Annotated in this window: 16 protein-coding genes; 10 read left to right on the top strand and 6 right to left on the bottom strand. The window is 70.1% G+C overall.

Features of this window, described 5'->3' with window-relative positions; genetic code table 11:
- Positions 1-90: 90 nt before the first annotated feature.
- The 3 genes from WFJ36_RS07500 to WFJ36_RS07490 are packed head-to-tail and all read left to right on the top strand — an operon-like array spanning position 91 to position 3,519.
- Positions 91-831 carry a peptidase E gene (locus WFJ36_RS07500; protein WP_071327943.1) on the top strand — a complete coding sequence of 247 codons (741 nt, stop codon included), beginning with the start codon at positions 91-93 and terminating at the stop codon, positions 829-831.
- Positions 828-2,183, top strand: coding sequence for an anaerobic C4-dicarboxylate transporter family protein (locus WFJ36_RS07495; protein ID WP_083391646.1), 1,356 nt, complete (start codon positions 828-830; stop codon positions 2,181-2,183). The genes WFJ36_RS07500 and WFJ36_RS07495 overlap by 4 nt, the downstream gene beginning before the upstream one ends.
- Before the next feature lies 1 nt (position 2,184).
- A complete protein-coding gene (locus WFJ36_RS07490; RefSeq protein WP_071327944.1) occupies positions 2,185-3,519 on the top strand; it encodes a threonine/serine ThrE exporter family protein in 1,335 nt (444 codons plus the stop codon).
- Between the two features lie 129 nt (positions 3,520-3,648).
- On the opposite strand, the gene WFJ36_RS07485 is transcribed toward WFJ36_RS07490, so the two are convergent.
- Together WFJ36_RS07485 and WFJ36_RS07480 are read right to left on the bottom strand one after the other, a co-directional pair.
- Positions 3,649-4,242 carry a DUF305 domain-containing protein gene (locus WFJ36_RS07485; protein WP_071327945.1) on the bottom strand — a complete coding sequence of 198 codons (594 nt, stop codon included), beginning with the start codon at positions 4,240-4,242 and terminating at the stop codon, positions 3,649-3,651.
- A 66-nt stretch (positions 4,243-4,308) separates the two neighbouring features.
- The gene (locus WFJ36_RS07480) at positions 4,309-4,704 is read right to left on the bottom strand and encodes a DUF6153 family protein (protein ID WP_071327946.1); all 396 of its coding nucleotides are present in this window, start codon (positions 4,702-4,704) and stop codon (positions 4,309-4,311) included.
- 168 nt (positions 4,705-4,872) lie between these two features.
- Here WFJ36_RS07480 and WFJ36_RS07475 point away from each other — a divergent pair, with 168 nt between their 5' ends.
- Both WFJ36_RS07475 and WFJ36_RS07470 read left to right on the top strand, forming a co-directional pair.
- Positions 4,873-5,712 carry a hypothetical protein gene (locus WFJ36_RS07475; RefSeq protein WP_336643023.1) on the top strand — a complete coding sequence of 280 codons (840 nt, stop codon included), beginning with the start codon at positions 4,873-4,875 and terminating at the stop codon, positions 5,710-5,712.
- Positions 5,612-7,435 (top strand): LuxR C-terminal-related transcriptional regulator, encoded by a 1,824-nt coding sequence (locus tag WFJ36_RS07470; RefSeq protein ID WP_336643252.1) that lies wholly within the window; start codon positions 5,612-5,614, stop codon positions 7,433-7,435. The genes WFJ36_RS07475 and WFJ36_RS07470 overlap by 101 nt, the downstream gene beginning before the upstream one ends.
- A 50-nt stretch (positions 7,436-7,485) precedes the next feature.
- Here WFJ36_RS07470 and WFJ36_RS07465 read toward each other — a convergent pair whose 3' ends face one another.
- Positions 7,486-12,684, bottom strand: coding sequence for an isopeptide-forming domain-containing fimbrial protein (locus tag WFJ36_RS07465; RefSeq protein ID WP_336643022.1), 5,199 nt, complete (start codon positions 12,682-12,684; stop codon positions 7,486-7,488).
- 195 nt (positions 12,685-12,879) lie between these two features.
- Between WFJ36_RS07465 and WFJ36_RS07460 the strand changes: the two genes are divergently transcribed.
- The 5 genes from WFJ36_RS07460 to WFJ36_RS07440 all read left to right on the top strand — a co-directional run bounded on the left by WFJ36_RS07460 (position 12,880) and on the right by WFJ36_RS07440 (position 16,190).
- Positions 12,880-13,728 (top strand): LysM peptidoglycan-binding domain-containing protein, encoded by an 849-nt coding sequence (locus tag WFJ36_RS07460; RefSeq protein ID WP_336643021.1) that lies wholly within the window; start codon positions 12,880-12,882, stop codon positions 13,726-13,728.
- Between the two features lie 213 nt (positions 13,729-13,941).
- Positions 13,942-14,286 (top strand): PadR family transcriptional regulator, encoded by a 345-nt coding sequence (locus tag WFJ36_RS07455; protein ID WP_071327950.1) that lies wholly within the window; start codon positions 13,942-13,944, stop codon positions 14,284-14,286.
- A 1-nt stretch (position 14,287) separates the two neighbouring features.
- A complete protein-coding gene (locus WFJ36_RS07450) occupies positions 14,288-14,656 on the top strand; it encodes a DUF1048 domain-containing protein (protein WP_071327951.1) in 369 nt (122 codons plus the stop codon).
- On the top strand, positions 14,653-15,426 hold the full coding sequence (locus WFJ36_RS07445; RefSeq protein ID WP_336643020.1) for an ABC transporter ATP-binding protein: 774 nt from the start codon (positions 14,653-14,655) through the stop codon (positions 15,424-15,426). Before WFJ36_RS07450 ends, WFJ36_RS07445 begins: the two co-directional genes overlap by 4 nt.
- A complete protein-coding gene (locus tag WFJ36_RS07440) occupies positions 15,423-16,190 on the top strand; it encodes an ABC transporter permease (protein WP_102208519.1) in 768 nt (255 codons plus the stop codon). Before WFJ36_RS07445 ends, WFJ36_RS07440 begins: the two co-directional genes overlap by 4 nt.
- 136 nt (positions 16,191-16,326) lie before the next feature.
- Here WFJ36_RS07440 and WFJ36_RS07435 read toward each other — a convergent pair whose 3' ends face one another.
- The 3 genes from WFJ36_RS07435 to WFJ36_RS07425 all read right to left on the bottom strand — a co-directional run bounded on the left by WFJ36_RS07435 (position 16,327) and on the right by WFJ36_RS07425 (position 19,249).
- Complete coding sequence (locus tag WFJ36_RS07435) at positions 16,327-17,802, bottom strand: lipase maturation factor family protein (protein WP_336643019.1); 1,476 nt, start codon at positions 17,800-17,802, stop codon at positions 16,327-16,329.
- A 56-nt stretch (positions 17,803-17,858) separates the two neighbouring features.
- Entirely contained in the window at positions 17,859-18,836 is a 978-nt protein-coding gene (gene bsh, locus WFJ36_RS07430; RefSeq protein ID WP_336643018.1) for a choloylglycine hydrolase, read from the bottom strand.
- Between the two features lie 146 nt (positions 18,837-18,982).
- A complete protein-coding gene (locus tag WFJ36_RS07425; RefSeq protein WP_292787748.1) occupies positions 18,983-19,249 on the bottom strand; it encodes a hypothetical protein in 267 nt (88 codons plus the stop codon).
- Positions 19,250-19,304 lie beyond the last annotated feature (55 nt).

The following is a 19,304-nucleotide window of genomic DNA, read 5'->3' as shown; positions in this document are numbered from 1 at the left end:
GGATTCACCCGGCCAGGGTGACCGCTCTGGACGGCGGTTGCACCGCGACGCTAGGTTGAGCGCATTCGCACTCGACAGTGAGGTGGGGGCATGTCGCACATCGTCGCAACGGGGGCCGGCAAGGCCATGATGGAACGTCGGAACGATCCGACGCACGAGTACATCCTGAAGCTCACCGGCAAGGAGCGACCACGAGTCCTCTTCGTCGGCACCGCGACCGGCGACGACACCGCCTACATCGTGAGCTTCTACTCCACGTACGACTCCGACAGATGCGCGCCGCATCACCTGCCGCTCTTCCATCGGGCGGTCGACGACCTCGCCGGCTTCGTGAAGGGCTTCGACGTCATCCACGTCGGCGGGGGGAACACCGCCAACATGCTCGACGTCTGGAAGCGTCAGGGCCTCGATGAGATCATGCGCGAGATGTGGGAGGACCCCTCCTCGAACGTCGTGTTCACAGGCGGCAGCGCGGGCGGCATCTGCTGGTTCGAGGGCGGCACGACCGACAGCTATGGCCCCACCCTGCAGGTGCTCCCCGAGGGCCTCGGGTTCCTGCACGGCAGCTTCTGTCCGCATTACGACGCCGAGGACCAGCGCCGGCCGCTCTTCCACGCCTCGCTCCTCAGCGGCGAGCTGTCCACCGGCTATGCGGTGGGCAATCTGCAGTCGCTCCACTTCGAGAACGGCGAGTTCGTCACCGCGGTCAGCCCGGTCGAGAACGCACTGGCGCTGAAGGTCGAGGCGGTCGACGGGGAGATCGTCGAGACCGAGCTGCCCGTGCAGATCCTCTCCGGATCGGCACCGATCGTGAAGGGGCCGTCGTCGTGAACGACAACGTCTGGATCCTCGTCGCCGAGCTCATCGTCGTCGTCCTGGCGATCTTCATGGGCACCCGCACGAGCGGGATCGGCCTGGGCGTGTGGGGCCTCGTCGGCGTCGCGGTGCTCGTGTTCGTGTTCGGGGAGGCCCCCGGCAACGCCCCGGTCGACGCCGTGTTCATCGTCATCACGGTCATCACCGCCGCCTCGACCATGCAGGCCGCTGGCGGCATCGACTGGATGGTGTCGGTGGCGGCGAAGGTCATCCGCAAACGGCCGAAGTCCGTCGTCTTCCTCGCACCGGCGATGTCGTTCCTCTTCACGGTCGGCGCGGGGACCGGAAACATCTTCTACCCGCTGCTGCCGGTGATCTACGACGTCTCCTACCAGCAGAAGATCCGGCCGGAGCGGGCGCTGTCGGTCTCGGCCGTCGCCTCGCAGGTCGGCATCCTCTGCTCGCCGGTCTCCGCGGCCACCGCCTCGATGGTCGTGCTGCTGGCGCCGCAGGGCGTCGACCTCGGCGGTCTGCTCCTCATCATGTGGCCGGCATCGATCGCGGGCCTCCTCGTCGCCGCGCTGGTCATGATGCGTCACGGCAAGGACCTCGAGGACGACCCGGAGTACCAGAAGCGCCTGGCGGAGGGACAGATCAAGCCGCCCACCGTCGACGCGCACGAGAACAAGCTCCCGCCGACCGCCGTGCTGTCGGCCTCGCTGTTCCTCGCCGGCGTCGCGGTGATCGTGTTCTTCGGCCTGTTCGAGAACCTCCGTCCGGTCATCGGCACCGACGACAACGGCGATCCGCTGCGCCTGAGCGTCACGGTGATCATCGAGGTCGTCATGGGCATCATCGCCGCGCTGATCTTCGTGTTCTGCAAGGTGAAGGCCGCCGACGTGCCGAAGCAGTCCACCTTCCCCGCGGGCATCGTCGGCGCCATCGCCCTGTTCGGCATCGCGTGGCTCGCCAACACGTTCGTCGCCGCGAACCAGACCCTCATCGTCGACGGGCTGGGGTCGGTCGTCTCCGGCTCGTCCGCCTTCCTCGGGGCCCTGCTGTTCGCACTGGCGCTCTTCGCGGTCGCCATGCTCACGACCAGCCAATCGAGCGCCACGAACGCGATCGTCCCGATCGGCATCACGATCGGTCTGCCCGCCTCCCTGCTGGTGGGACTGTGGCCGGCGGCGATGGGCATCTACACGCTGCCCGCCAACGGCAGCCAGGTGGCGACCGTCGCGTTCGACCAGACCGGGACGACGAAGATGGGCAAGTTCGTCTTCGATCACTCGTTCCAGCTGCCGAACCTCGTCTACGTCGGTACGGCCATCGTCGTCGGGGTGGCACTGTCGTTCCTGTTCACGTGACATGACCGACGTCGTCGACCGGTCGGCGCTGCGACAGTTCCTGCTGGGACTGGCTCAGGGCATGAACGCGTCGGCGGAGTCCGTCGACCGCATCCGGGACACGATCGCCGAGGTCGCCACGGCATCGGGCGGCGACGGCGCCGACTTCGTCGTCCTGCCGACCATCATCATCGTGGAGACGGGGGATGCGGAGGAGCAGCGGGTCGCGTTCCGTTCGGCCACGAACGCCTCGTTCCGCTTCGATCAGATCGCCGCGCTGTACGACCTCATCGCGCAGGCCAAGACCGGCGAGGTCGACCCGCTCGACGGCATCCGCCGGCTGAACGAGATCGGCGCGATGCGTCCGCGCCTCGGCTGGTTCACCCGGACGCTCGGCCATGCCATCCTCACGACCGGCCTGGCCCTCCTGCTCGCACCGACCTGGCAGGGCGCGCTCGTCGCCTTCGTGCTCGGGTTCGGGATCGGTCTGCTCAAACTCGTGCGCTCCCCCACCCTGCAGCTCGTCATGCCCATCGCCGCGGCCTTCGTGTGCGCGGCTGCGGTGTTCCTCCTCGCGGAGGTCATCGAGATCGGCGACCCGATCCGGCTGCTGATCGCCCCACTGGTCACCTTCCTCCCCGGCGGCGTGCTCACCACGGCGACGGTCGAGCTCGCAGCGGGCCAGATGATCTCCGGCGCGTCCCGCCTCATCTACGGGTTCGTGCAGCTCGCGCTCCTCGCCTTCGGCATCCTCGCCGCGGGGGCTGTGGTGGGCGTCTCGAGCGATTCGTACGAAGCCCTCGACGCCTCCTCGTCGTACCTCCCCTGGTGGGTGCCGCTGCTCGGCATCCTCGTGTTCGCGCTCGGCAACTACCTGCACTTCTCCTCCCCGCCGTCCACGTTCGGGTGGGTGCTGCTCGCCCTGGTCGTCGCGTACCTCGGCCAGTGGGCGGGAACCGAGTTCATCGACCCGGCGGTCGGCGGCTTCGTCGGTGCGGTCGCCGTCACCCCGGTCGTGTTCTGGATCGCCGGGCTGCGTCACGGAGCCCCGTCGCAGCTCACGTTCCTCCCGGCCTTCTGGCTGCTGGTGCCCGGAGCCGCCGGGCTGGTGGGGCTCACCGAGGCGGTGGCGACCGACAACGGCCTCGCCGACTTCACCGCGGCCCTCGTCTCCGTCATGTCGATCGCGCTCGGAGTGCTCATCGGCACGGCGCTCTACCGCGTCGTGCACCATGGCGCGGAGGAGTTCGTCCAGTTCGCCGTCGCCCCGCCGCCCGCGGAGGACGAGGAGCCCGCCCCGACGCTGTGGCACCGCCTGTCTGCCCCGCTGCGCCGCCTGCGCCGCCCCCGTCGCTAGCAGTAGACCTCGCGACGGTGGCCGGCGTGCACGACGTGGTGCGAAACGTACAGAGCAGCGCGGAAAGGACAGATCGCGGACGGGCGATGGGCCCCGCGCCGCGGAGGCGACGCGGGGCCCGGTGCCGGATCAGAGCGTGGCGAGGATCTCCTTCATCTCCGCGATCTCGGCGGTCTGCGCGTCGACGATGTCCTGCGCGAGGGCGACGGCGTCGGCGTTCTCGCCGTCCGCCACCTCCGCCTCGGCCATCTCGACCGCGCCCTCGTGGTGCGCGATCATCTGCTCCAGGAACAGCCGGGATGCCTCCGGGCCCGCGGCGGCCTCCAGCGCGGCGAGGTCGTCGTCGCTCATCATGCCGTCGCCGTGATCCATGTCGGCGGGGTCGCCCGCCTCGGCCCCCCAGTCGTCGAGCCAGCCCTGCATCTGCTCGATCTCCGGGCCCTGAGCGGCCTTGATACGTTCCGCGAGGTCGGCGACCCGGGGGTCGACGTCGTCCTTCGCGAGCACGATGTCGGACATCTCGACGGCCTGCTCGTGGTGGACGATCATCATGGATGCGAACATCGCGTCGGCCTCGTTCGCTCCGGTCAGCGGGGCGTCCGAGGTCGAGTGATCCATGCCGGAATGGTCGGCCGGCCCGGCAGGTGCGGTCGAGGCGCACCCGACGAGGGCGAGGGTTCCGGCCAGCACGAGGGCAGCGGCGGCAGTGGTTCGATTCGTCATTTCTCTCTCATCTCTGTCTGTCGGAAGGGCGTCCGCGGACACGGAGCCCGGGCGCATCGGCGCCGATCAGGTCCGACTGATGCAGAGGACGTGGAGCGAGGGCGGACGAAGGGGGGCGGCGGCCGCCTCCGCGGGCGAGCGGAGAACGCGGAGGAGAGGTCCGGTCAGGGCACTGCGTGCGGGACGGAGCAGCACGAGCAGCCCGCCGAGCAGCGCGAGGACGCAGGCCGCGCCGCCATCGCCCGCGGGGTCTCCGGGCGCGACAGCCGTCTCGGCGCCACCTGCGGCGTGCGCCGACGACCCCGACGGGTTCTCGGGGGCCATGACCGCGTGGCCTGCCATCGCGTGCGCTCCGGCCGTGCCATGGGTGTCGAGCGCATGCATGCCGAGGAGTCCGAGCACGACGCCGCCCACGAGGACGACGACGAGCAGCGCCCCCTGGAGCACGCGACGACCGGCCATGTGCTCATGGTACCCCGTAGGGGTATGCAGATCTCGATGCCGGCTCCGCGGGCGGCCCCCGCACGCAGGACACGGGCCGGGCGGACGGGGGCGTCGCGCCGGAACGGCAGCGCGGTGTGCGCGGCCGCGACCAGGCATACGCGGGGGTTGGATATCGTAGGGGTGGGGATGCGTACCTGGGGAGGGACGATGCCGGCTTTCGGCGCGCAAGGGGACAAGAGGTTGCCGCGGGTTTCCGCGCACGTCATCGGACGTCCGCGGGTGAACGCCGCGCTGGACGACGGAGCTCCGCTCACGCTGCTGCGCGGAGCCGCGGGCTCCGGGAAGACCACCGTCCTGGTGGGCTGGGCCTTCACGTCCGCCGACCGCGTCGTGTGGCTCACAGTCACGCCCGCGCTGGCGACGAGCGCGGCCCTCGCCGCCGCTCTGCTGCGGGTGCTGAGCGGCGCGGGCGAGGCCGTCGGCAGCCCTCACCCCGCCCCGGACGTCGGAGAGGGGTGGTCCGCCGTCGCCCAGTACCTGTGCGACCACGAGGAGCCTCTCGTCGTCGTGCTCGACGACGCCGCCGCACTCGACCGGGATGCGGTCTTCGACCTGTGCCGCACGGTCGCCGTCCCGGCGCACGTCCGCCTGATCGTCGCCACGAACCGCCCCAGCCCGTTCGACAGCGACGGGATCGCCCTCGTTCTCGACACCGCTCTGATCTCTCCGGAGGATCTCGCCTTCGACACGGATGAGATCCGCCGCGCGCTCGACGTCGATGAGGACACGGCCGTCGCCGTGCGCGAGACCACCGGCGGGTTTCGCGGCGGTCATCCGTGCCGTCGCCCTCCGCGGCCGTGTCCCCGACGACACGGCGATCGCGGAGGTCGCGACGGCGGCGGTCGACGACTACCTCCGCAGCCGCATGGAGGAGGGCACCTTCGGCGCCGGCGTCCTCGAGGGCCTGATCCGGATCAGCATCACGGACACGGTGGATCTGCCGTTGGCGCAGGCTCTGAGCAGTGATCCGAACATCGGTGCCGCCCTCGACGAGGCCGAGGCGTTCGGCTTCGGCCGGTGGTCGACGGAATCCGGGCGTGGGACCTTCATGATCGCCGCGCCGGCTCGCGCCCTTCTGCGCCGCGATCTCCTGGAGCGCTTCCCGGCCGAGATCCGCCTGCTCCGGCGCCTCGCGATCGAGGGTGCGCTGCGGCGCGACGACCCCTTCGAGGGGCTCCGCCTGGCGATGGAGGAGGACGACCTCCACCTCGCCGCCCACGTCATCATGTCGGGCTGGAGCCACCTTCTGGATCACGACGGTCGCCGGGTCGTGGCGCTGCTGGGCGACCTGCCCCTCGCGCGGCTCAAGCAGGAGCCGCTGGTGGCGATGCTGCTGGGCATCTGCCTCAACGCCAACCGACTCCGACGGGTACGCGGCCTGCAGCTGCTGCGGATGGCGATCTCCGCCGCGAACGCCCGGCGGAGCGCCCTCTCGCCGACGGAGCGCCTGTTCATCTGGACCGCCGAGAGCGCGGCGCTGCGGGTGGTCGGGATGCCCGAGCGGGCCGGGCAGGTCGCAGCCCGCGCGCTGGCGGTGTACACGGAGACCTCGGAGTCGCAGTGGCAGCAGTACGCGATCGAGATGCCGCTGCTGTGCACGCACCTCGGGATCTCGCTGTACTACGGCGGTCGCCGGGAGCAGGCCCTCCGCCTCTTCGACGAGGCCGCTGCGCTCGCCTCGTCCCAGGGCACGGGCAACGCCTTCCACGCCGTGAGCCTGCTCAGCGGGATCCACGCCCTCAACGGCGACCTGCCGGAGGCGCGGCACTACGTCGAGATCGTCCGGGACGGCTCGTGGGACCCCGCCCTGCTGGACGGGTACCGCGGCACGTTCTACCGCGTCGCGGAAGCGATACTCGCCGTGGAAGAGGGCGACCTCGCCACGGCCAAGCAGCACGTGCGCGCCTTCGAGCCGCACCGGGCGACGAGCGAGCACTGGACGACGATGGCGACCGTGGAAGCCTGGATCGCGCTACACGACGGCGAGGCCGCCGGCGGACTGGAGCGGCTGGAGTCGTTCGCCCGGATGCGCGGGCGCGAGGCCGGGTCGACGTCGGCGCGCCAGGCGCTGAGCCGCCCCCGCATCCTGCTGCACCTGGCGCTCGGCGATGTCCGTGCCGCGCGCGGCATCAAGCAGCGCGACGCCGGGACGGACCGGTTCGGCACCCTCCTGGAACGAGCCAGGATCGCCCTGATCGACGGTCGCGCTCCGGATGCGGTGCGGCTGCTCGCCGCCACGCGCCTCGAGCCGACGACCTCCCGCGAGCGCGCGGAGGCCGCGGCGGTGCACAGTGCGGCCCTCCACCGCGTCAGTCCCGCCGCCGCACAGGCCGTGACCGAGGCGCTGCACGCCCAGCTCGCCGACCGAGGCCTGCGCACTCCGCTGGCTTTGCTCGGCGCCGAGGACTTCGCCGCCGTCCGGGCCGACCTCGCTCCGGTCGGCGACCCGCCGCTGCCCATCCGCTCGGCGTTGCCCTCGTTCGCGGCGCGCCCGAAGCTCTCCTCGCGGGAGCAGGTGGTGCTGCATGCGCTCACGACCGGGGCGCCGCTGCCCGAGATCGCCGCGGAGCTGCGGGTCTCGCCGAACACCCTGAAGACGCAGCTCCGCAGCATCTATCGCAAGCTCGACGCAGCCAACCGCACCGAAGCCCTGGAGCAGGCCGCCCGGCACGGCCTCCTCCCCGGATGACGAAGGCCCCACCCGTCGGAGACGACGGGCGGGGCCTTCTGCCGGAACCGCTAGCTCTGCATGCGGCGTCGGCGCACCAGCAGCAGCACCGCGCCGCCGATCAGCAGGGCGATCGCGAGCCCGAGGATCCACGGGGCCAGCTGTCCGCCCGTGAGGGCGAGCGGCGTCAGCACCCGGTTCTCGGTCGTGCTCGTCGGCGGGGTGATCGTCTCACCGCCGGGAGGCGTGGCCGAGGCGGTGGCCACGTTCCGCAGCGTCGCACCCGCCGCGTCGGCGTGCACGATCACCGCGTAGGTGATCACGACGCGCTCCCCTTCGGCAAGGCTGCCGGTCCAGCGCAGCGTCGTGCCGTCGATCGTCGGCGCGGCCACCGCACGGTCACCCACCGTGGCGGTCGCCGTTCCGCGGAGGTCGGCATGCCGCAGCACTCCGGTCAGGTCGTCCGTGACGACGACCTCGTCCAGACCCGTCTCGCCGGTGTTGGTGCCGGTGAGGGTGTACGTCACAACGCTACCCGTCGCGACGGCGGAGCCGGACGCGGGGTCGGACGACTTGAGGAACGTGAAGCCCGGGGTGCCGACGGGGTTCTCCGTCGTCACCGGCGGCGGGGTCAGCTCGGCGCCGCCGGGAGGCGTGGCCGTGCCCTCGACGGTGTTCGCGATGATCGCACCGCCGGCGTCGCCGTGCACGGTCACCGAGTAGGTGATCGTGACACGCTGGCCGACCGCGAGGTCACCGGCCCAGGTGAGTTCGTCGCCCGCGACCACGGGCTCAGGGGCGGTGCCGTCGCTCAGGGTCGCCGTCGCGTCGCCGTTGTAGGCGGCGTGGGCGAGCACGCCCGACAGGTCGTCGAGGATGCGGACCGGAGCCAGAGCCGTCTCGCCCGTGTTCACGCCGGTCACCGTGTAGGTGACGACGCTGCCCGGGTCGACCCGGGTGCCGGACGCGGGATCGGCGAACTTGCGCAGCTCGAAGCCGGGCTTGTTCACGGGATTCTCGGTCGTCGCCGGCGGCGTCTCGATCGGCGGCACCCCACCCGGCGGGGTCGCCGAGCCGGAGGCCGAGTTCTCGATGACGGCGCCGCCCGCATCCGCGCGCACGGTCACCGAGTACGTGATCGTGACGCTCTCACCGACCTGCAGCGCACCCGTCCAGGACAGCCGGTCCTCGACCACCGTCGGCGCGGTCGTCGCCGTGCCGCCGATCGTCGCCGTCGCGTCGTCGTTGAACTCCGCGTGCGCCAGGACACCGGAGAGGTCGTCGGCGATGGTGACGGGGTCGAGAGCCGTCTCGCCCGTGTTCACACCGGTCACCGTGTAGGTGAGGACGCTGCCCGGGTCGACCGCCGTGCCCGCAGCCGGGTCGACGCGCTTCGAGACGGAGAATCCGGGCTCGTTGACCGGGTTGGTCGTGACACCGGGCGGCGGCGTGATCGTCGATCCTCCCGGCGGGGTCGCCGTCGCGGACGCCGCGTTCTCGATCACGGTGCCGACGCCGTCGGCGCTCACGGTCACGGAGTAGGTGACGGTCACGGTCTGGCCGACCGCGAGCGCCCCCGTCCACGACAGCTCCGTGCCGTCCAGGGTCGCGGCACCCGCAGCGGCACCCGCGATGCTCGCCACGGCGTCCGCGTTGAAGGTCGCGTACGGCAGCACACCCGACAGGTCGTCGGTGATCGTCACCGGGTCGAGCGCCGTCTGGCCGGTGTTGGCGGCCGTCAGCGTGTAGGTGAGCACGGCACCCGGGTCGACAGCGGTACCGGCGGCGGGGTCGACCGTCTTGGCGAAGCTGAAGCCGGGCTCGTTCACGGGGTGCTCCGTGCTCGACGGCGGCGGCGTGATCGGCGTGCCGGGGGTGGTGGGACTCTCGGGGTCGCTCGGGTCGGCGGGGATCAGCGGGGTCGCCTCTCCGGTCGCCGTGTTCGCGATGGTCTCGCCGCCGGCGGTGGGATCGACAGTCACCGAGTAGGTGATCACGACGTCCTGGCCGGGGCGCAGCACGCCGTTCCACGAGAGGGCGCCGTCGGCCACGCGGACGTCGCCGCGGGTGGCGGACACGTCGTCGTTGTACGACGCGTGGGCCAGCGCCGCGCGCAGGTCGTCACCGATCTCGACCGGGTCGAGGACGGTGTCGCCCGTGTTGCGGCCGGTCACGGTGTAGGTGATCACGCTGCCGGGGTCGACGCGCGTGCCCGTCGCCGGGTCGGCCGTCTTGGTGACGGTGAACCCGGGGGTCGCGACGGGGTGCTCCGTCGTCGCCGGCGGGGTCACGACCGGGGTGCCCGGCGTGGTGGGGCTCTCCGGGTCGGTCGGGTCGGTCGGGATCAGCGGGGTGCCCTCACCGGACACCGTGTTGCGGAGCAGCACGCCGGTCGCATCCTCGTCCACGGTCACCGTGTAGGTGATGTCGACGCGGTCGCCGGGGGCGAGCGTCCCGGTCCAGGTGAGCGTCGTGCCGGAGAGCGCGACGGATCCGGCCGAGGCCTTCGCGTCGCCGCCGTACTCCGCGTTCGCGAGGACGGCCGAGAGGTCGTCGACGATCGTCGCGGGGTCGAGGACGGTGTTGCCGGTGTTGACGCCCGAGACCGTGTAGGTGATCGTGTCACCCGCGCGGACGGCGGTGCCGGAGGCCGGGTCGGCCGACTTCGAGACCTCGAAGCCGGTGTCGACGACGGGGTGCTCCGTCTCCGCCGTCGGCGGGACGATCGGGGTCCCCGGGGTCTTCGCACCGGAGGGATCGGCGGGGTCGGTCGGGATCTGCGGCGTGGCCGATCCGGTGACGACGTTGTGCAGCAGGGCCTTCTCGACACCCGCGTCCACCGTCACCGTGTAGCGGATCGTGACCGCTTCCCCGCGCGGGATGGCGCCGGTCCAGGTCAGGGTGGCGTCGGCGACCCGCACGGAGCCGCGGTCGGCCGTGACGTCGTCGTTGTAGCCGGCGGAGCCGAGCACGCCCGACAGGTCGTCGACGATCTCCGCGGGATCGAGGTCGGTGTCGCCCGTGTTGGTGCCGGTGATCGTGTAGGTGATCGTGTCGCCCGCGGACACGGCCGTGCCGGAGGCGGGGTCGGCCGACTTCGAGATGGTGAAGCCCGAGCCGATCACGGGGTGCTCGGTGGTGACCGTCGGCGGGACGATCGGCTCACCGGGAACCTGCGGCCCGGTCGGGTCGCCCGGGTTCGGGGTGGTCGGCGTGCCCGTTCCGGTCACGCTGTTGCGCAGGATCTCGCCGGACGTGTCGTCGCCCACCGTCACCGAGTACGTGATCGTCACGGTCTGTCCGGGCTGGAGCGTTCCGGTCCAGCCGAGGGCGTTGCCGGTGAGGGTCGCGCCGCCCGTGGTGACGGCGGTGCCGCCGACCGTGGTCGTGATGTCGTCGTTGAAGGCAGCGTTCGCGAGCACACCGGAGAGGTCGTCGGTGACGGTCACCGGGTCGAGGACGGTCGCCCCGGTGTTCGTGCCGGTGACGGTGTACTCGATGGTCTGGCCCGGCTCCACCACGGTGCCCGATGCGGGATCGGAGGTCTTCGCGACCTCGAAGCCGGCGACGGGGTGCTCGGTGGTGACGGCCGGAGGGGTGATCGGAGGCAGTCCCCCGGGCGGCGTGCCGGATGCGGTGACGCGGTTCGCGATGCGCTCGCCCTCCACACCCTCGTCGACGACGACGGAGTAGGTGATCGTGAGCACCTGACCGGGCTCGAGGGCGCCGGTCCAGGCCAGGTCGTCGCCCGAGACGGTGGCGGCGCCGGACGACACCGGGTCGCCGTCGATCGCCGTGGCCACGTCGCCCTGGTATTCGGCGAACGCGCGCACGCCGGACAGGTCGTCGGTCACGGTGACCGGATCGAGGCGGGTGTTGCCGGTGTTCTCGGCCTGCACCGTGTAGGTCAGTCGCTGGCCGGCCTGCACGGCAGTGCCGTCGGCGGGGTCGGACGTCTTGCGGAGCGCGAGGTCCGGCGCGAGGCGGACGTTCGTGTACGTGCACGTGACGTCGGTGCCGAGCGGGCCGGCCGGCTGGGTGACCTGTCCGTCGGCGGTGACGGCCACCGGGGTGGTCGAGCCGTCGGCGTTCACCTGCCGGCAGACGAGTGACGCGTCGTACTTCGTGAGGTCGGTCGAGCCCGCCGCCGATTCGGAGAGCCGGAAGGTGTCCCCCTGGTTCGTGAAGACGGGGCCGGCGTAGTCCGGCTGCAGACCGGAGCGGTCGCCGCGGGTGACGGCGTCGGTCTGCGCGACCTGGTAGCCGGCCGGCGACTGCACCCGGAGGCCGAACTGATCGGTCGCCGCGTGACGGCCCTCGGGGAGGTCCTTCTTCAGCGTCAGCGTGTTCGGGAACGTGCAGCTCGCCATATCGGTCGGCGAGAACGTGCCCAGCTGGGTCGTGTTGACCGTCTGCCCGCGCGGCAGGTCGACCTCGATGATGCGGTTGCCGCCGCCGGAGACCGACACGAAGATGTGGCCGAGGTTTCCGAAGGCGATGCCGTTGCCCTGCACCCCGGCACCCATGTCGTGCACCTGCTTGGCGTCGATCGTCGCGGTGCTGGGTTCGAGCGTGGCCGGGAGGTCGGAGGAGTAGATGAAGTTGTCGGCGACGAGCACGAGCTGACCGGAGGCGCTGAAGGCCATGTCGCCGTTGGCCCCGAACGCACTGCTGCCCGCGGTCGGACGGAGGGTTCCGACCTGCACGTAGTCCTGCGGCGTGACCTTCTCGTTCCACGCGTAGAGGTTGATGGCGCCGTTCACCGTGCCGCTGGCGAAGTAGTAGACGCCGGTCACGGGGTGCACGGCACCGCGCAGCACCGAGGAGTTCAGCGTGAACGTCGTCTGCGCGGTCGTGTCGGTGACGCGGTCGTGCTTGGCCAGCGTCTTGGTACCGGCGGCGTTGGTGACCGTGTAGGCGTACCGCCCGGTCGACGAGAGCCCGAGGGCGTTGTTGGAGTGGTTCGTGCCGAGGTTGATGGAGCCGAGCGTGCCGCCGTCGCCGGGGGCACCCCCCTGCTCGTTCACGGCGAACTCGCGCACCTCGGTGGCGCTCTGCACGTACACCGCTCCGGGCGTGCAGAGGAACGGCTCGGCCGCGGCGGCGGGTGCGGCGGTCAGCGCCCCACCGACGACGACCATCGACGACGCGACGAGCGCCGTGCTCACGACACCGCCGATCAGCCTCTTCGTCCGGCCCCGCCGGCGGCTGTGCCGCTCCGGCGGAAGGACATCGGACGTGCGGTCCTTGCGGGCAACACGGAATCCCATGAGTGCTCTCCCCATTCATCGCGTTCCGGCACGCATCCGCGCACACGGAAGCCCCCGCCCCCTCAGGCGACCGCCGAGTACCCTTCGGGCAGGGTGGACTCGGTCCGGGCCTCCGCCAGCCTGCCCGGCCGCCACGGAGCCCGCCGGCCATCTCCGGGGAATTCACCCCTCCTTTTCACCCCGGGCGGCGTGCGGATGCCCCTGACCTTCACGACCACTCCGGGCCTCCTCCCCCTCTGGTGCTCGGCACGCTTCGATGCCATGCTGACCGGGATGAAGCGCTCCACCACGATCACCGCCGCCGTCGTCGCCGTCGCCGTCGCCGGCCTGGTCGTCGCGGCCGCTCCTGTCGTGGTCAGCGCCGCGTCCGCCGTGTTCGACGTCACCTCGTGGGCGTCGGAGCGCTTCGCCGCCGCACCGTCCCCGACCCCCACCCCGGCGGCCCTGAAAGCCGAGGGCACGACCGAGGACGACCTCGTCGACCTGGGTGACGGCATAAGCGTGCCCGCCGGCGGACCGGGGGACTGCTCCACCAAAGCGTTCATCAACATCGGCAGCGACGACGGCTCCGCGCATCATGCGAAGCTTCTCGGCGAGCTCGTCGACATGGGCGCGTCGGAACTGGCGCGCGGTCCCGTCACCCGGGATGCGGACGGGCGGATCTTCTCCTACGAGGTCCAGTCCGGCGACAGTCTGATCGCGATCGGCGAGCGCTTCTGCGTCGACTACGTCACTGTCGGCAGCTTCAACCATGTGCGCGGCTTCGAGCCGATCGCACCCGGCGACGTCCTCTACCTCCGCCCGGACCCGACTCTTCCGTTCGTCGACATCTACTCGCCGTACAACGCCCCGCCCGGCTCGTCCACCATCCCGTACTACGACGGCGTCGCCGCGTTCTCGACCGCCGTCGCCACCGCTGACCTGGGTGCCGCGCGGTGGCTGTGGCAGCGCCTGGAGAAGGACATGCCCCCGGAGACGGCTGCCGTGATCACCCAGGCGCTCCACGACGACGACCTCCCCCTGCTCCGCCGCCTCTTCCCCTAAACCCCCTCCGTCCCGCCGAGACCCCGTGTTGTCGTCGACACCCCGGGGCCTTCGCGTCTGCAGCCCGGGGTCTCGCCGCGTACCCGGGGTCTCAGCGAGAAAGAGGGATGAGGAAGTTCAGTATTCGGTGTTGCTAAGTACCGGTACTCAGTGTTACTTTGTACCGGTACCCAGCAACACTGAGTACCAAACCGAGAACGAGAGGAGGGGACGATGGGCAAGCAGATGACCGAGATGCTCAAGGGCACCCTGGAGGGCATCGTGCTGGCCCTCCTCGCCGAGCAGCCGGCCTACGGATACGAGATCACCAGCCGGCTGCGCGAGCACGGCTTCACCGACACCGCCGAGGGCACCGTCTACGCCCTGCTGGTCAGGATCGAGCAGAAGAAGCTCGTCGACGTCGAGAAGGTGCCGAGCGAGAAGGGCCCGCCCCGCAAGGTGTACACCCTCAACCCGCAGGGCCGCCAGGAGCTGGAGGAGTTCTGGACGACCTGGGACTTCCTCCGCACGCACATCGAACGACTGCACACCACGAACACCACGAACAAGGAGAACTGATATGGCCGCCAAGTGGATCGAAGCGCTCACCGGATCGCTCGAGCAGAAGAAGCAGTACAAGCAGGCGAAGGCGCGGATCGAGGCTCTGCCGGAGCCGTACCGCACGGTCGCCAACGCCCAGTACCGGTACTACCTGTACTACGGCGGCATCACCGACGGCGACACCATCGTGACGATGTTCCTCGACCTCGCCGACCTCTGGGAGCGCGCCGCCCTCGACGGCACGCCGGTCAGCGCGATCGTGGGCGACGACCCCGTCGAGTACGCCGAGGAGTACGCCCGCGCCTACGGGGGGACGCAGTGGATCGACAAGGAGCGCGCCCGCCTCATCAAGGCGTTCGACGACGCGAAGAAGAAGGAGGAATCATGACGACGCCAGCCCTCTCGGTGCACGGCATCGAGAAGTCGTACAAGGATCTGCACGTGCTGCGCGGCGTCGACTTCGAGGTGGAGCGGGGATCGATCTTCGCCCTCCTCGGGTCGAACGGCGCGGGCAAGACCACCATGGTGCGCATCCTCTCCACGCTGCTGAGGGCCGACGCGGGCACGGCGACGGTGCAGGGCATCGACGTCGCGGCGAACCCGGTCGGAGTGCGCGAGCGCATCAGCCTCACCGGACAGTTCGCCGCGGTCGACGAGATCCTCACCGGACGCGAGAACCTGGTGCTGGTCGCGAAGCTGCGGCATCTCCCCGACGCCGGTGCGGTGGCCGATCGGCTCCTCGCGCGTTTCCGCCTCACCGACGCCGGGGGCCGCAAGGTCGGCACCTACTCCGGCGGGATGCGACGCCGGCTCGACATCGCGATGAGCCTGGTCGGCGACCCCGAGGTCATCTACCTCGACGAGCCGACCACGGGCCTCGACCCCGAGTCGCGCATCGAGGTGTGGGACGTCGTGAAGGAGCTCGCGGGCAGCGGCACGACCGTGCTGCTCACCACGCAGTACCTCGACGAGGCGGAGCAGCTGGCCGACCGCATCGCGATCCTGCACGAGGGCCGCATCATCGCGAACGACACCCTCGCCGGGCTCAAGCGCCTGCTTCCTGCCGCGAAGGTCGAGTACGTCGAGAAGCAGCCCACCCTCGAGGAGATCTTCCTCACCCTCATCGGCCCCTCATCCGGAAAGGAGAAGGCAGCATGACCACGCACTTCGCCGCCGACACGGCGACGCTCACCGGCCGCTCGATGCGGCACATCTTCCGCAGCCCCGACACGATCATCACCACCGCGGTCACCCCGATCGCCCTGATGCTCCTGTTCGTGTACGTCTTCGGCGGCGCGCTCCAGCAGAGCACCGGCGCCGAGAACTACGTGAACTACCTGCTGCCGGGCATCCTGCTCATCGCGATCGCGTCGGGCATCGCCTACACGGCGTTCCGACTGTTCACCGACATGCAGAGCGGCATCTTCGAGCGGTTCCACTCCATGCCGATCGCGCGGTCGAGCGTGCTGTGGGCCCACGTGCTGACGTCTCTCACGGCGAACGCCATCACCCTCGCGATCATCTTCGGCGTCGGATTCCTCATGGGCTTCCGCACCGGGGCGAGCGTCTGGGCCTGGCTCGGAGTGATCGGCATCCTGATGCTGTTCACACTGGCACTCACGTGGCTGGCGATCATCGCGGGCCTGAACGCCAAGACCGTCGACGGCGCGAGTGCCTTCTCGTATCCACTGATCTTCCTCCCGTTCATCAGCTCGGCGTTCGTGCCGACCGACACCATGCCGGCACCGGTGCAGTGGTTCGCGGAGAATCAGCCGGTGACCTCGATCGTCAACTCCATCCAGGCGCTGTTCGCGGGGGAGCCGGTCGGGTCCGACATCTGGATCGCTCTCGCCTGGTGCGTCGGGATCCTCGTGGTCGCCTACGTGTTCGCGATCATCTCGTACCGGAAGAAGGTCAGCTGATCGACGTCCAGCGAGACGGAACGCTCCGACCGGGGACTTCTCCCCGGCCGGGGCGTTTCGCCGCGCTCGGCGGCCGTTCGAATCGCCCGAATGGCTCCATCCGGCCGGGATGTGCCGCAAAGTGGGCGACTCGAAGTCAGCGGAGGCCGACCGGACCGAGCACCACGCGGCGACCGGTCCGGACCCAGACGGCGCCGTCGACACGGTGCTCGGCGCGGGTCGTGAAGCGGTAGCGGTACGACACGGCGCGCACCCATCGCGGCCGCTCCCCGTAGAAGGGGTCCACGCGCAGCATCCGCAGCGTCGGGGCATCCGCCTCCAGGAGCCGCACCAGGAACACCGAGAACCAGTCGTCCAGCGAGTGCCCGAGCGGCAGGAACCACATCAGCCAGTCCAGCCGCAGGTGATACGGGGCGAACTGCCGCGGGATCCGCCGCACGTCCCCCGGCTTCCCGCGGAACTCGTACTCGCGCCAGTGCCGGCCCTCCTCGTCGTCCGATCCCTCCACGACGATCTCGATCCGCTCCCGCGTGACCGTGCCGAAGGCTCCGTAGGCGTTGGCGAGCTGCCAGCGGTGGAAGCTCGCGTTCATGAGCTGTCGTCGCGCGAAGAGGTTGCGCACGGCGGGCACGCTCAGCACGACGAACAGCACCCCGACCGCCGAGGTCGTCACGACCCACCACAGCGGCATGCCCGACACCGTCCACGGCAGCGAGGTCTCCGGCACCCGCTCCGGAGCCCCGATGCCGGGGAGGCCGATCGCGGAGAACCCGAGCACGATCGTCGCCCAGTTCAGCCACGCGAAGTTCCCGGTGAGCACGAGCCACAGCTGCGTCGCGATCACGATGCCGGCCGCGACGGCACCGACGGCCTGCGGCACCGGACCGGGGAGCCAGAGGGACAGCAGCGGGGCGAAGAGGAAGAACGGCACGACGAGCTGCGCGACGTGGTTCCCGACGACCTCGAGCGTGTGGAACCACCGCGGCAGCAGATGCGCCTGGCGGCTCAGCGGCCCGGGCATCGGCTGCGTCTCGTGGTGGAAGGTCATCGCGGTGAGGTCGCGCCACTCGCGTCCGCCGCGGATCTTGATCATCCCGGCGCCGAACTCCAGCCGGAACAGCAGCCACCAGAACAGCACGATCACCACGGTCGGCGGCGGCTGGTCGTTCGAGCCGAGGAAGACCGCGAGGAACCCCGCCTCCAGCAGCAGCATCTCCCACCCGAACGAGTAGAACGTCTGCCCGATGCTCACCACCGACATGTAGCCGAACCACAGGGCGAGGAAGGCGAGCATCGGCACCCACGGCGGTCCGAGCTGCGGCACCCCGGCGATGAGCAGGGCGGCGATGCCGATCCCCGCCCCGCACAGCGCGACCAGGCGCCGGTCCGTGTAGCGGACGCGGGTGAAGAGCGTGGGGTGCAGCAGCTTCCGGCGCTCGCGCTTCTGCGCCACCCAGTCCAGCAGCACGGGCGCGGGCAGGAGCCCGTGCTCACCGAGGAGCGGGCGGAACTGGTTGAGCGTCGAGACGAACGCGACGAGGTACAGCGCCGCGATGCCCCGTTGCAGGACCTCACGGGCGAACCCGAAGTCGACCGCTGCGAACCCGTCCACGGCCACAGGCTACGCCGCGGCCGCCCGCCCGATGAGGGGGTTGCGCGGAGCGGAGATCAGTTCTGCATCGCTATCTGCTGCCCCTTCACGAGCGGGTATGCCGCGAGCTCGGAGCCGTCGAGATCCTCCTTGTGCATGTCCACACCGGTGATCTGGCTGTTCTCGTAGGTCGTGTAGTAGTACACGCCCGTCGCGGTGTTGGCGCATGACGAGTAGATGGTGATCTCGTACTTCTCCTCGTCGCCGACCTGCACGCACCCGCGCTGCTGGGCGACAGAGCCGAGGATCTGGAAGAACTGGCTGATCGACTCCGACTCCGACGTACCGCACACCGAGTTCATGCGCGTGAACACCGCCTTCACGAACCGGGACGACGACGACAGGTCTCCCGGCAGCCCGATCCCGCCCATGCCGCGACTGTAGAGGTCCAGCGGCACGTCCGCGGCGAACGTGTTCTCCGGCTGCCGCTTCGAGAGGTGCTGATAGTCGTTGAGCCGGAAGCTCTGGATGTCGAACGTGGGGTTGTTCGTGAGCACGCCCCACGGGTTGTCGTAGACCTTGAGGCCGCCGCGCACGCTCTCGACCGTGATCGATGCGCTCTTGTCGGCGATGATCCAGTGCAGTGGCGACAGCGGGAACTCCGGGCTGAAGTTGATGTCGACGAGACTCACCGACCGCAGGGCCTCCTTCACCTCGGCCACCGTCTCGAATTGTCCGAGGACCCAGGGGATGAACTCGAACGGCGTGACCTCGGTGTCCCCCGACCCCGGCGCCGGGTAGTGCGCGTTGTCCGGGAAGTTGAGCCCCGCCATGCCGAGCCCCTTCTCGTTGACCGCGTCGTAGTAGAGCGGGTAGCCGTCGGCGATCGTGGCGATCCCGATGATCGCGTGGTGTGTCGGCATCGACGGCAGCCGGTGGAACGGGAACGGGAAGTTCCGCGGTGTGACGGTCACGGTCTCGTTGTACGAGAACTCCAGATCGAGATTCCTCCCGAAGTAGTGGTCGGCCGTCGTGAAGCTCAGTCCTGTGCACATGGTCATACCCCCCTGTCCGCGGGCCGGTCGACCCGCCGGTTCCGCGCCATGCTTCCACCTTCGGCACCGGAATGTAAGGGGGGTCACCCATGACGGAGGAGGGCCTCCCACTGTGGGAGACCCTCCTTCGAGACGTGCGACGGGTGTCAGATCTCGCTACCGGCTCCTCCCGACGACCGGACGAAAGCTCCGATCCACAATGCGACGTTCACTCCCGCGGCGATACAGAGGATCAGCGGCATCCACCCCGCAGCACTCGCTCCATCGACGAAGACCAGCAGAGCGAGGAGGGCGACTTCTGAGAGCATGAGCCCCCACAGCGTTACGTGCACCAATCGTGTATGGCGAAGGTCGGTCGACATCAAGGCGCCCGTGGACAAAACCATCAGCGCCGCTAACAACAGATTGGTCATGGTTTTCTCCACCGCAAGGAGACTCTTTCACGCTAATTGAGACGACGTCCACGGC

The sequence above is a fragment of the Microbacterium sp. MMO-113 genome (assembly GCF_037148555.1).
Classification (GTDB): domain Bacteria; phylum Actinomycetota; class Actinomycetes; order Actinomycetales; family Microbacteriaceae; genus Microbacterium.
Note: the sequence above shows the minus strand (reverse complement) of the source record. Positions and strands in the feature narration are given on the sequence as shown.